At 63.1% G+C, this 12441-nt stretch carries 11 protein-coding genes and 1 pseudogene; 7 read left to right on the top strand and 5 right to left on the bottom strand.

Annotated features, from left to right (window positions below):
• Nucleotides 1-75 precede the first annotated feature (75 nt).
• Nucleotides 76-902: pseudogene (blaOXA, locus tag MAFF_RS04795) on the top strand (class D beta-lactamase).
• Nucleotides 903-983: 81 nt separating this feature from the next.
• Here blaOXA and MAFF_RS04790 read toward each other — a convergent pair.
• Entirely contained in the window at nt 984-1823 is an 840-nt protein-coding gene (locus MAFF_RS04790) for a class I SAM-dependent methyltransferase (RefSeq protein WP_044547733.1), read from the bottom strand.
• A 270-nt stretch (nt 1824-2093) separates the two neighbouring features.
• Between MAFF_RS04790 and thrS the strand changes: the two genes are divergently transcribed.
• Both thrS and MAFF_RS04780 read left to right on the top strand, forming a co-directional pair.
• Entirely contained in the window at nt 2094-4070 is a 1977-nt protein-coding gene (thrS, locus tag MAFF_RS04785) for a threonine--tRNA ligase (RefSeq protein ID WP_010909755.1), read from the top strand.
• A gap of 83 nt (nt 4071-4153) precedes the next feature.
• Nucleotides 4154-5092: a lysophospholipid acyltransferase family protein gene (locus MAFF_RS04780; protein ID WP_010909754.1), complete on the top strand. Its 939-nt coding sequence runs from the start codon at nt 4154-4156 to the stop codon at nt 5090-5092.
• Nucleotides 5093-5118: 26 nt separating this feature from the next.
• Here MAFF_RS04780 and MAFF_RS04775 read toward each other — a convergent pair whose 3' ends face one another.
• Nucleotides 5119-6081: a hypothetical protein gene (locus MAFF_RS04775; protein WP_010909753.1), complete on the bottom strand. Its 963-nt coding sequence runs from the start codon at nt 6079-6081 to the stop codon at nt 5119-5121.
• A gap of 155 nt (nt 6082-6236) precedes the next feature.
• On the opposite strand from MAFF_RS04775, the gene MAFF_RS04770 reads away from it, so the two are divergent.
• Together MAFF_RS04770 and MAFF_RS04765 are read left to right on the top strand one after the other, a co-directional pair.
• On the top strand, nt 6237-6821 hold the full coding sequence (locus tag MAFF_RS04770; RefSeq protein ID WP_010909752.1) for a nitroreductase family protein: 585 nt from the start codon (nt 6237-6239) through the stop codon (nt 6819-6821).
• Nucleotides 6822-7430, top strand: a complete 609-nt coding sequence (locus MAFF_RS04765) for a flavin reductase family protein (RefSeq protein ID WP_010909751.1) — start codon at nt 6822-6824, stop codon at nt 7428-7430.
• 13 nt (nt 7431-7443) lie between these two features.
• On the opposite strand, the gene MAFF_RS04760 is transcribed toward MAFF_RS04765, so the two are convergent.
• Nucleotides 7444-8154, bottom strand: a complete 711-nt coding sequence (locus MAFF_RS04760) for a TetR/AcrR family transcriptional regulator (RefSeq protein ID WP_010909750.1) — start codon at nt 8152-8154, stop codon at nt 7444-7446.
• A gap of 144 nt (nt 8155-8298) precedes the next feature.
• Here MAFF_RS04760 and MAFF_RS04755 point away from each other — a divergent pair, with 144 nt between their 5' ends.
• Nucleotides 8299-8973 carry a methyltransferase family protein gene (locus MAFF_RS04755; RefSeq protein ID WP_044550515.1) on the top strand — a complete coding sequence of 225 codons (675 nt, stop codon included), beginning with the start codon at nt 8299-8301 and terminating at the stop codon, nt 8971-8973.
• A 165-nt stretch (nt 8974-9138) separates the two neighbouring features.
• On the top strand, nt 9139-11040 hold the full coding sequence (locus tag MAFF_RS04750) for a CASTOR/POLLUX-related putative ion channel (protein ID WP_010909748.1): 1902 nt from the start codon (nt 9139-9141) through the stop codon (nt 11038-11040).
• 19 nt (nt 11041-11059) lie between these two features.
• Here MAFF_RS04750 and MAFF_RS04745 read toward each other — a convergent pair whose 3' ends face one another.
• Nucleotides 11060-11941 carry an HpcH/HpaI aldolase/citrate lyase family protein gene (locus MAFF_RS04745; protein WP_044547731.1) on the bottom strand — a complete coding sequence of 294 codons (882 nt, stop codon included), beginning with the start codon at nt 11939-11941 and terminating at the stop codon, nt 11060-11062.
• Entirely contained in the window at nt 11941-12393 is a 453-nt protein-coding gene (locus tag MAFF_RS04740; protein WP_010909746.1) for a MaoC family dehydratase, read from the bottom strand. Before MAFF_RS04740 ends, MAFF_RS04745 begins: the two co-directional genes overlap by 1 nt.
• Nucleotides 12394-12441 lie beyond the last annotated feature (48 nt).

Raw genomic sequence — 12441 nt, 5'->3', positions numbered from 1 at the left:
TGCGCATTTGAGACAAAATCGAGACAAGAGACCTCGCTAAGCCCGCTCGCGAACACACTTCTGGAGCGAGCATCAATGCGTAACATCGACCGTCTTCCCTTTATCCTGGCTGGAGCCTCTTCCTGCTCGCCTGGCTGCTGGGGTTCCCGATGCGCGCGCAATCTGCGCCGCTTGGGGACGTGCAGTGCACGCTGATCGCCGATGCGGCGAGCGGCAAGGTGCTTTATCAGGACGGCACCTGCGACCAGCCGTTCAGCCCGGCCTCGACGTTCAAGGTGCCGCTTTCGCTGATCGGCTATGACGCCGGCATCCTGAGTGACGAGCACACGCCAAGCTGGGACTACAAACCCGAATTCAATGCGGCGAAGCGGGATCAGAAGATCGTCGACCCGGTGATCTGGGAAAAGGATTCGGTCCTCTGGTATTCGCGTGAAATCACCCGCAAGCTTGGACCGGAGAGCTTTGCCGGCTATGTCTCGAAACTCGGCTATGGCAACAAGGACGTTTCCGGCAATCCCGGCAAGAATGACGGCCTGACCCATTCCTGGGTGAACTCCTCGCTCAAGATCACGCCGGTCGAGCAGGTCGATTTCCTGCGCAAGCTGCTGGCGCGCAAGCTGCCGGTCTCGGCCAAGGCCTACGACTTGACGTCGGCCATCATCCCGACGTTCCAGGCCGGAGGCTGGACGGTGCAAGGCAAGACCGGCAGCACAAGGCTCGCCGACGATGCCGACAAGATCAGTGATAAGCGTTCGCTTGGCTGGTTCGTCGGCTGGGCGAAGAAGGACGGCCAGCAGATCGTCTTTGCCCGCCTGGTTGTCGATGCTACCCGCACCGATATGCCAAAAGGCCTCAAGACGCGGGCGGCGTTTCTTAAAGACCTGTCGCTGCTGGTGAAATGAGTCCTGGTTTCTAGGCAATTCCAAGGGAAAGCGCTACTCGCTTTTCCCGGGAAAACCGCTGCACACTTTTCCTGGAATTGCTTAAGCGGTTCGGCGCGCGCGGATGATGTGGCCGCCGCCGGAATTGTTCGTCATTCCCTTCGGGGCCTCGGAAAAACGGGCGGCGATATCGCCGCTCTCGATATCTTCGATCTCGTCGAAGCCGAGTTCCCCCATGGATTTCGCCAGCTCGGCCGGCACGAAGAAGCTGATCCATGGCTCCCCGACGGACGCGACGCGCGCCGCATGGAAGGCCAGCGCGGTCTGTCCCGCCGCGTCGCGGTTCGCAGCCGGCTCGCTATAGTCGAACACGACCTCCGAGCCCGGGACACCGGCTATCCAGGACAAGGTCTTGAGGATCGCTTCCTTCGTCAGATAGGGCACGACCCCGAGCCAGATGAAGAAGGCCGGCGCGGTCGACTGCAAGCCGGCCGCGGCCAGTTCCGCGGACAGGCTTTGCCGCTCGAAATCGACCGGCACGAACCGGGTCGCGGCTGGCTCGGCAAGGCCGCTATCGGCAATGCATTTGCGTTTCCAGGCTTGCGTGGCCGGGTGATCGACTTCGAACACGCTGAGGTCCCGATACGGATTGCGCAGCGAAAACGTATCGAGGCCGGCGCCAAGTACTACAAGTTGGCGGACGCCGCGAAGCACCGCCGCCGCCAGCCAGTCCTCGGCGAAGCGGGCGCGCGCTGCCACGAACAGGCGCATGCGCTGGCGGCGCTCGTCTTCCTGCTCAAGCTCCTGCGCCGCGGGAGCGGCTTCACCCAGAATCGCGATCGCGTAGGGATCGCGAAACAATCCTGCCTGCGGTGAAAATTGATGCAGAGCCCTCATGCGGGCGACGCCGAGGGCGGTTCGGCTGGGTGTTGCGTTTTCCATATCGACAATTCCAGACGATTGCGGGGATGTTCGCAAGCCCGGGCGGCGGGTCTGCGACATCTCTGCCGACATTTCCTGACGAACGGGCCAGTCAGCACTCTTTACCTGACGCGGCACTGCCTCTAAAACCCGCCCGCCGCCGTTTGTCCCTGTCATTGGCTCATCCGGCCTTACCTTATGCATGCCGTAACCCCAAAATCGCCATACACTTTTGGGCGACATGCATTTCAACCACCCGCGCTCGTTTGCGGGACTGGATAGGAGAACCATATGCTGAATTCCGTTTCCCTGACATTTCCCGATGGGTCCGTCCGCGACTACGACGCGGCGATGACCGGTGCCGGCCTTGCCGAATCAATCTCGAAGTCGCTTGCCAAGAAGGCCGTCGCCTATGCCATTAACGGCACCGTGCGCGACCTCTCCGACCCGCTCGGCAAGTCCGGCAAAGTCGAGATCATCACCCGCGACGATGCGCGCGCTCTTGAGCTTATCCGCCACGACACCGCGCACGTGCTGGCGGAGGCTGTGCAGGAATTGTGGCCGGGAACGCAGGTGACCATCGGACCGGTGATCGAGAACGGATTCTATTACGACTTCGCCCGCAACGAGCCGTTCACGCCGGACGATTTCCCGGTGATCGAGAAGAAGATGCGCGAGATCATCGCGCGCAACAAGCCGTTCACCAAGGAAGTCTGGTCGCGCGACAAGGCGAAAAAGGTGTTCGCCGACAAGGGCGAGCGTTACAAGCTCGAACTGATCGACGCCATTCCCGAGGATCAGGACCTCAAGATCTACGCGCAGGGCGACTGGTTCGACCTCTGCCGTGGCCCGCACATGGCCTCGACCGGCCAGATCGGCAACGCCTTCAAGCTGATGAAGGTGGCTGGCGCCTATTGGCGCGGCGATTCGAACAACCCGATGCTGACGCGCATCTACGGCACGGCCTGGGCCGACCAGGCGCAGCTCGAAGCCTACCAGACGATGCTGGAGGAGGCCGAGAAGCGCGACCACCGCAAGCTTGGCCGCGAGATGGACCTCTTCCATTTCCAGGAAGAGGGGCCGGGTGTCGTCTTCTGGCACGCCAAGGGCTGGAAGATGTTTCAGAACCTGGTCAACTATATGCGCCGCCGCCTCGACGAGCAGGGCTACCAGGAGGTCAACGCGCCGCAGGTGCTCGACAAGAGCCTGTGGGAAACGTCAGGCCATTGGGGCTGGTATCGCGACGCCATGTTCAAGGTGACGGTCGCCGGCGACGATACTGACGACGACCGCGTCTTTGCACTGAAGCCGATGAACTGCCCGGGCCATGTGCAGATATTCAAGCATGGGTTGAAGTCCTATCGCGATCTGCCCGTAAAACTTGCGGAATTCGGCAATGTGCATCGCTACGAACCGTCGGGTGCGCTGCACGGGCTGATGCGCGTGCGCGGCTTCACGCAGGATGATGCGCATATCTTCTGCACCGAGGAGCAGCTGGCGTCGGAGTGCCTGCGCATCAACGATCTGATCCTGTCGACCTATGCCGATTTCGGTTTTGACGAAATCAGCGTCAAGCTGTCGACGCGGCCCGACAAGCGTGTCGGCACCGACGAGGCCTGGGACCATGCCGAGGCGATCATGGGCAGCGTGCTGGAGACGATCAGGACGCGGTCCGGCAACCGGATCAAGACCTCGATCAATCCGGGCGAGGGCGCCTTTTACGGGCCGAAGTTCGAATATGTGCTGAAGGATGCCATCGGCCGCGAATGGCAGTGCGGCACCACGCAGGTCGATTTCAACCTGCCGGAACGCTTTGGCGCCTTCTATATCGGCTCGGATTCGGAGAAGAAGCAGCCGGTCATGGTGCACCGCGCCATCTGCGGTTCAATGGAGCGTTTCCTCGGCATCCTGATCGAGAACTATTCCGGCCATTTCCCGCTGTGGTTCGCGCCGCAGCAGGTGGTGGTGGCAACGATCACCTCCGAGGCGGACGGCTACGCGACCGAGGTCGTGGCAAAGCTGAAGGCCGCGGGGCTGCTGGCGGAAGCCGATCTGCGCAACGAGAAGATCAACTACAAGGTCCGCGAACACTCGCTAGCGAAGGTGCCGGTCATTCTCGTGTGTGGCAAGCGCGAGGCTGAGGAACAGACGGTCAACATCCGCCGGCTCGGCTCGCGCGACCAGGAATCGCTTGGCCTTGCCGAGGCGATCGCGCAGCTGACCGAAGAGGCAGTAACGCCGGACCGCAGGCGCAAACGCGCTGCCTGATCCGCATAGTTCCCAGGAATGGCGGTGGAGCGATCCACCGCCATTTTCATATCCCTGTCACGCCAACCTTGTAACGAGCCCTCATGCTCAAGCTGAAGACGCGCGAAAAACCGTTTCCCGAGCTTTCCTATGCCAATCCGCGGCAGCCGGCGCTGACGCGCTGGGTCATCCATTCCATTGAAGGCCTGTCGGGGCGCGACCGCTATGCCGTGCTCTATGATTTCTGGCGCCGCCAGGTGGTGCCGACAGGCGAGCGCGTGTTCAGCCGCATGCTCGACCTTATCGACGTGCGGATACGCACCGCCGACCAGTGGCCGCCCGCGCCATTGCCGGACACACCGCTGGTGATCGTGGCCAACCATCCGTTCGGCATCGGCGACGGCATTGCCGTGCTTTCGCTGGTGGAGCAACTGGGGCGGCCGTTCCGGGTGATGATCCACAAGGATCTGCTCAAGATCCGCGAGATGGAGCCCTATTCGCTGCCAATCGACTTTTCCGAGACCAAGGACGCGCTGAAGAACAATATGGCCGTGCGCCACGAGGCTGTGCGGCTGCTGAAAGAGGGCGTCACCATCGTCGTGTTTCCCGCCGGCGGCGTCGCCACCGCGCCGAAAGGTTTTGGCCGGGCGCGTGACCTGCCTTGGAAGATGTTTCCGGCACGCTTGGTCCAAGATGCCAAGGCGTCCGTCATTCCGATGCATTTTTCCGGACAGAACGGCCGGCTGTTCCATCTGGTCAGCGGGCCGATGTACATGGCCGAGCGCGATGGCCGCGTGGCCAAATTCGTCGGTAAGGCTTCGCTGACGCTGCGCCTTTCGATGCTCATCCACGAATTCGCGCGGCTTTCCGGCAAGGCGATCGACGTGCGCGTTGGCGATGTGCTGAGCTGGAGCGAGTTGGAGCCGCTGCGCGACCGCAAGGCATTGCTCGACCGTCTCTACCGCGGTGTGTTCGACCTGGCGCCGCAGGTACCGCGCCGCCGGATTCCGTTCCTGCCGGCGCGGACGAAACTGGCCGCCTGAAAGCTAGAGAAATTCGCAGCCTAAGGCTAATCCGCGCCTTCTTCGGGGTCCATGGCCGCCGCTTCGGTGGCAAGAACCTCGATTTCCTGGTTCTGCCCGGCTACGACCGCGAAATCCTTCTGGTAGATGCGGTCGCGGTTCTTGGCGATGATGGTGTAGTCGCCCTCGGCAAGCACCATCGAGGCGAAGGCGCCGACGGACTCCTTGATCGGATCGCCGGATTCGTTGAGCAGCGACCATGACGTGTCGGCAATGGCTTCGCCACCGGCTTCGCGCACCAGCTTCATCGTGATCTCGGCGGCGTGATGCTCGACGGTGGCCTCGGTCAGCTTGCCGGCCTCGACGCGGATGTCGGAGCGGATCACCGCATTGACCGCACCGTAGGTCGAGACGACATGGTAGATGCCGGCATTGAGCCGCACGACGCTGTTGGGCTCGACATCGGGAATGATCAGCGCGCGGTCGCCATTGGCCTCGGCGGTGCCCTCATAGATCGAGAAGCGCAGTTTTTTCGGGGGAATGCGCACGCCGCCGGACAGAACCGCGTCGAGCTTCAGGCCGCCGGCATCGAGCACGAGGCTTTCGCGCTTGGCTTCCTTGCCGACAGTGATGCGCTTGGTGGCGCCGGCGCGGCCATAGGAGGCATGGACCAGATAGCTGCCGGGCTCGAGCTGGAACACGGCACTGCCGCCATGCGCGGAAGCGACCATCGGCAATTTGCCGTTGACGGGTACGGGTTTGAAAACACGCCAGACGAGGCCACGGGTGATGTCGGTGCCCTTGTCGGTCAGCTGGGCAGAAAGGGTGATGGCGCCGCCGCCGCTCAGCGCCAGCGGGGTTTCGCTCTTGGGCGTCGCATAGCTCGAAATTCCGGGGAGTTTCAGGTCGCCCATCCCATCCTTTTGCTGCGCAACAGCCAAGGACACCGGCAGCAGGAACAGCGCGGCGCAGAGCCAAACCAGGAAAAGACGCAGTCGCCCCTCAAACATGCCTTGCGTTGAAGCCCATGGCGGTGGCAATTTCAAGGCTTAAGAGTCCGATCCATAGACTCTTCAGCCCGGCGCTTGCGCGCCTTTGCACGAGCCGCCCGAATTCCCGATGGTGCGCTTCAGCTCAAAACAGAGTGTTCAGGAGACCTGCGCCCATGGCGTCGCCGATTATCGACTTCCTGCTGACCCGAAATTCAGCGCCGATTCCCGACCTCAAGGAGCCGGCGCCCAACGACGCCGAGATCGCAACGATGATCGCCGCCGCCACGCGCGTGCCTGACCATGGCCGGCTCGAACCCTGGCGCTTCATCCTCTATCGCGGCGATGTCCGCATCGAGATCGGCAGGAAGCTGGCGGCGCTTGCCGAACAGCGGGAAGGGCCGCTGCCCGAGGGCCGCCGCAACCAGGAACTGGCGCGCTTTTCGCGCGCGCCGCTGGTGATCGGCGTGGTGTCGGTGCCGAAGGAGAACCCCAAGATCCCGCAATGGGAGATGTTCCTGTCCGGCGGCATGGCGGCGATGAACCTGATAATATCAGCCAATGCGCTGGGCTATGGCACCAACATGATCAGCAACTGGTATTCCGACGTGCCGGAGGGCAGGGCGATCCTCGGACTGGCGCCGCAGGAGCGCGTCGTCGGTTTCATCCATATCGGCTCTTATGCCGGGCCGGCGCCGGAGCGGCCACGGCCCGATCCGGCAAAGCTCTATGCCGACTACTCAGGCTCTTGGGCGGACTGAATGTTCTACGAACCGTCCAAGGGGCACGGGCTGCCGCATGATCCGTCGAAGGCGATCGTGGCGCCGCGGCCGATCGGCTGGATATCGACGCTGAATGGGGCAGGCGAGATCAACCTGGCGCCATACTCCTTCTTCAACGCCGTTTCGACGCGGCCCTTCATCGTCTGGTTCTCCTCGGAGGGCGAGAAGGACAGCGCCTCCTTTGCCCAGGAGACCGGCGAGTTCGTTGCCAATCTGGTCAGCCGCGATCTTGCGGAGAAGATGAATTATACGTCCGTCAACGCGCCGCGCGGTGTCAACGAGTTCGTCTATGCCGATCTCGCCATGGCGCCTTCGCGTCTCGTGAAGCCGCCGCGCGTGGCGGCCGCGCCTGCCGCGCTGGAATGCCGGGTGACGGAGGTGTTTCGCCCGAAGGCGCTGGACGGAACCTTGACGAGCGCCGTCATTGTCGCCGGTGAGGTGGTCGGCGTGCACATTGACGACGCCTTCCTGAAGGACGGCCTGTTCGACATCACCAAGGCCGGCAATGTGGCCCGTCTTGGCTATATGGACTATGCCAGCGTCGACGAAGTCTTTTCGATGCGCCGGCCACACTGGGGCAAGGAGTAGGTGACTTGGCAAATCACCGCGCCTTGTCGGCTTTCCGTCGGGCCGTCATGACGGCTCTGATATAGCCGGGCTCTCCGATCCGAATGCTGCCGTCGGGAAGGCCGAGTATGCGGTCGAGAGCGATTTCGTAGAGCCTGACACGTTTTTCCAGGACTTCGATCGCGACCTCCATGTCGGCGTCGCTGCCGCCGGCGATCGCCTTGGCGACGACATCGTGCGTGGCCAAGCCGAACTGCATGACGATGTCGGCGACACCCTCCGGATCGAAGGTCCTGAAGGTGCCGTCTTCCACACCTTGCCGGATGATCTTGACCAGCAGGGGCGAAAACGACGCGTTGGCCGCCAGGTTGATGCGGTGGAAGAGCACCAGATTCTCCGGCCGAAACATCGTTTCGAAAAGAGCCCAGGCCTCCGCCGCGGTCTCGATCTTGGCCTGTCGCGACTGGCTGAGCAGGCCATTCAGGCGGCCAAGCGGGTCGAGGCCGGGATCGTCGACTACACCCTGGACGCCTGCCAGCGCCTGTCTCGCGAATCGGTCGGCCAAGGCTTCGAGAAGAGCCTCCTTGGAGGCGAAGTAGTGATAGAAGGCACCCTTCGAGATACCGGCCGAAGCGATCACGTCATTGAGGCTCGCTCTGTCGTAGCCCTGCGTCAGGAACAGGGCCTGGGCATGGTCCAGGATGTCTTCTCGCCTGATCTCTGGATGCTTGATGACACGGGGCATGACGAAACCTTCTGCACGCGATGGCCGGTCCCGTCCAGTACGGGATACCAGATAGTCCACTTGAATTATAGACCATCGGTCGGTATGGTAGACCATTGGTCTATTTCAGCCAATATCATGGGAGCACAGCGCGGAAGGTCGATGATGATCGCAAAATTGCTTCTTCAGACGTTCATCTGGTTCGGCGTCATGGGCGCCTTGCTGTTCCTGTCGGCGGGCACCTTTGCCTGGCCGGCAGCCTGGGTCTATCTGGTGGTGATGGTGGGGCTCAGCCTCACCATGGGCGTGGCGCTGGCGCGGCGCGATCCCGGCCTGATGAATGAGCGGCTGAGTGCTCCGATCCAGAAGAATCAGGCCGCGGCCGACAAGGTCCTCCTCTCCATACTTCTCATCGGCATCTTCGGCTGGCTGAGCTTCATGGGATTCGACTTCCGTTTCGGCTGGTCGGCGGTCCCCTTCTGGGCGCAGGCGGTCGGCGCGCTGGTCCTGCTGGTCGGAATCTGGATCTGCTACCTGACCATGCTGGAGAACAGTTTCGCCGCACCCGTGGTGAAGATCCAGGACGAGCGCGGACAGCGCGTGATCACCACGGGGCCCTACAGCTACGTCCGCCATCCGATGTATGCCGGCGCCATCCTCTTCTTCGCCGGCACGGCACTCCTGCTTGGCTCCTGGTGGGGGCTGGTATCGGTGCTCGTGTTCATCGTTCTCCTGGCTATCCGCACCTTCATCGAGGAGAAAACCCTGCGCACCGGCCTGCGTGGCTATGACGACTACGCAACCCGGGTCCGCTATCGCCTGATCCCGATGGTCTGGTAACCGCCGCACCAGACCGGTGCGTCAGGTTTGCCTCACGGCGGCTTCCTTAGCCGTGACCACGCGAAAAGCGATTCCCCTTCCTCTGAACACACGCTAAGAGAGCGGCTTCGGCGATGCGTTGGGTTGACGCATCGACCTTGGGGATAGTGCGGGGGCACCACTGGCATGAAGAAACGAGACTCGCTGGGAACCCGGCTGCGCTACGGCTTCGACAAGAGCATGGCCGCCGGCCCGATCGCGCTGATCGGCTGGCTTGCCGTCGTTTCCCTGCTGATCATCATCGCCGCCGCCGCTTTCCTTGCGGTGACCCGCATCGCGCCGGAAGGCGGCGAGCCGCTGAATTTCTTCGAAGCGTTCTGGGAATCGCTGATGCGCACGCTCGATTCCGGGACGATGGGCGGTGACACCGGCTGGGCCTTCCGCCTCGTCATGCTGGTCGTCACGCTTGCCGGCATCTTCGTCGTGTCCGCCCTCATCGGCGTGCTCAGCGCCGGCGTCGACGGCAAGCTCGATGAATTGCGCAAGGGCCGTTCTCGGGTGCTGGAGAGCGACCACACAATCATCCTCAACTGGTCGCCGTCGATCTTCGACGTGATTTCCGAACTCGTCATCGCCAATGCCAGCCGCCGCCGTCCGCGCATCGTCGTCATGGCCAATATGGACAAGGTCGCGATGGAGGACGAGATCGCGGCCAAGGTCGGCAAACTGGGCAACACGCGCATCATCTGCCGCAGCGGCGATCCGACCGATCTCTATGATCTCGCCATCGTCAACCCGCAGACCTCGCGGTCGGTCATCGTGCTGTCGCCGGACGGCGACGATCCGGATTCGCAGGTCATCAAGACGGTGCTGGCGCTGGTCAACGACCCGAGCCGGCGCACCGACCCCTATAACATCGCCGCCGAGATCCGCGACGGCAAGAATGCCGAGGTCGCCCGCGTCGTCGGCGGGGCCGAGGTGCAGCTCGTGCTGGCCGATCAGCTGATCTCGCGCATCGTCGTGCATTCGAGCCGGCAGTCGGGCCTCAGCGGCGTCTATTCGGAACTGCTCGATTTCGATGGCTGCGAGATCTACACGACCACGCAGCCGGAGCTCGCCGGCAAGACTTTCGGCGAGGCGGTGATGGCCTATGAGCATTGCGCGCTGATCGGGCTCTGCGACCAGGGGGGACGCGTCAATCTCAACCCGCCGTCGGAGCTGGTGATCGGCAAGGACATGCGCGCCATCATCATCGCCGAGGACGATGCCGCGATCAGGCCCGGAAGCGCCGGGATCAAGATCGACACGGCGGCGATCCGCGACCCGCGGCCCGTCGAGGCGAAGCCGGAGCGCACGCTGATCCTCGGCTGGAACCGGCGCGGTCCGATCATCACCTATGAACTGTCGCGCTACGTCGCGCCTGGTTCGATCCTGACCATCGCCGCCGATACGCCTGGCCTCGAGCAGGAAGTTGCCGGACTGCCGGTCGCTGGCGACAATCTGTCGGTTTCCTGCCGCATCACCGACACGTCGAGCAGCACGGCGCTTTCAAGCCTGGACGTGCCTTCCTACGACCACGTGCTGGTCCTCGGCTACAGCGAAACCATGGCCGCGCAGCCGGCCGACACGCGCACGCTGGTGACGCTGCTGCATCTGCGCAAGATCGCCGACGATGCCGGCCTGCACATCTCCATCGTCAGCGAGATGATCGACGTGCGCAACCGCGAGCTTGCGGCGGTGACCAAGGCCGATGATTTCGTCGTCAGCAACCGGCTGGTCAGCCTGATGCTGGCGCAGGCGTCCGAGAACCAGTATCTCGCCGCGATCTTCGATGATTTGCTCGACGAGCAGGGCTCCGAAATCTACATGCGCCCAGTCGCCGACTATGTCGCCATCGACCAGCCCTTGACCTTCTGGACGATCGCGGAGTCGGCGCGGCTGCGCGGCGAGATCGCCATTGGCTATCGACGCATCCGCGCCGGAGACGCCGACCAGCGGGCTCTGGGCGGCGTCACCGTCAATCCGCTGAAGTCGGAAGCGCTGACCTATCTGCCGGAGGACCGGATTATCGTCCTGGCGCGGGACTGACGAGCAAAGGCTCGGCAGACTAAGCGGAGATTCCGGCTGCCTTGGCGCGTGCCAGCAGCCGTTCGGCCAGCCGCAGATGGGGGCGGTCGAACATCTTGCCGTCGATGCCGACGACACCGGGATTTCCCGCCGCCTCGAACGCCGCGACGATCGCCGCCGACTGTTGCACCGCCTCGGCCGAGGGCGTGAAGGCGGCGTTGATGACGGGCACCTGGTCGGGGTGGATCGCCATCTTGCCGGTGAAGCCGTCACGCTCGGCCTCCGCGCATTCTATGGCGAAGGCCGCCATGTCGCGAAAGTTCGGGAACACGGTGTCGATTGCCGCGACCTCCGCGGCACCCGCCGCCAGGATGGTCGTCAGGCGAGCGTGGCGGAATACGTCGGTGTAGCGGCCGTGCTCGTCGCGCGCCGCGCGCGCACCGATCGCGGCCGACAGGTCTTCCGCGCCCCAGGTGAGGCCGGCGAGCCGCGCGCTCGCGCCGGCATAGGTCGCGGCGGCGAGCACACCCGCTGGGGTTTCGGTGATGATCGGGAGGATTTTGATCGAGCCGTCGGGCAGGCCGTTCTCGGCCTCGCCCACCCTGAGTTTTGCCGAGAGCTGCTGGACATCCTGGCCGCTGTTGGATTTCGGCAGCATGATCCCGTCCGGCTTCACCGGAACGAGCGCGCCAAGATCGTCATCCGTTAGTCCGGTCGAAAGGTCGTTGACCCTGATGTAGATGGCCGAGCTGGTTTGGCCCCTGCGTTCGCCGATAAAGCGTGCCGCAATGTCTCGCGCGGCTGCCTTGTTCTGCAGCGCCACGGAATCCTCGAGATCGACGATCAGCACGTCGGCGCCGGCGCCAAAGCCTTTCTCCAGCTTGCGCTCGGAATCGCCGGGAACGAACAGCAGCGAGCGCATCAGGCGGCCTTTTTCAGCATCATCGCTTGTCTGGTGCATTTGGCGACGAGGTCGCCTTGCTGGTTGTAGGCGCGGTGTTCGAATTCGACGATGCCGCGATCCGGCTTCGATTTCGATTCCCGCACCGAGATGACCGTGGTCTCGACGCGGATGGTGTCACCATGGAAGACCGGGTGTGGAAAGGTGGTTTCCTTCATGCCGAGATTGGCGACCGTCGTGCCGACCGTGATGTCATTGACCGAAATGCCGATCATCAGCCCGAGCGTGAACAGCGAGTTGACCAGCGGCTTGCCCCACTCGCTCCTGGCGGCGAAATCGAAGTCGATATGCAGCGGCTGCGGGTTCAGCGTCATCACCGAAAACAGCATGTTGTCGCTCTCGGTCACGGTCTTGCGCAGCGTGTGCTGGAAGACATGGCCGACGACGAACTCCTCGAGATATAGGCCGGCCATTTTTCAGTCTCCTGCGCTGATTGACGGTTGATAGGCGCTGCATCCGGC

It is taken from the genome of Mesorhizobium japonicum MAFF 303099, assembly GCF_000009625.1.
Classification (GTDB): Bacteria; Pseudomonadota; Alphaproteobacteria; order Rhizobiales; family Rhizobiaceae; genus Mesorhizobium; species Mesorhizobium japonicum.
This window is presented reverse-complemented; position numbering and strand designations above follow the sequence as displayed.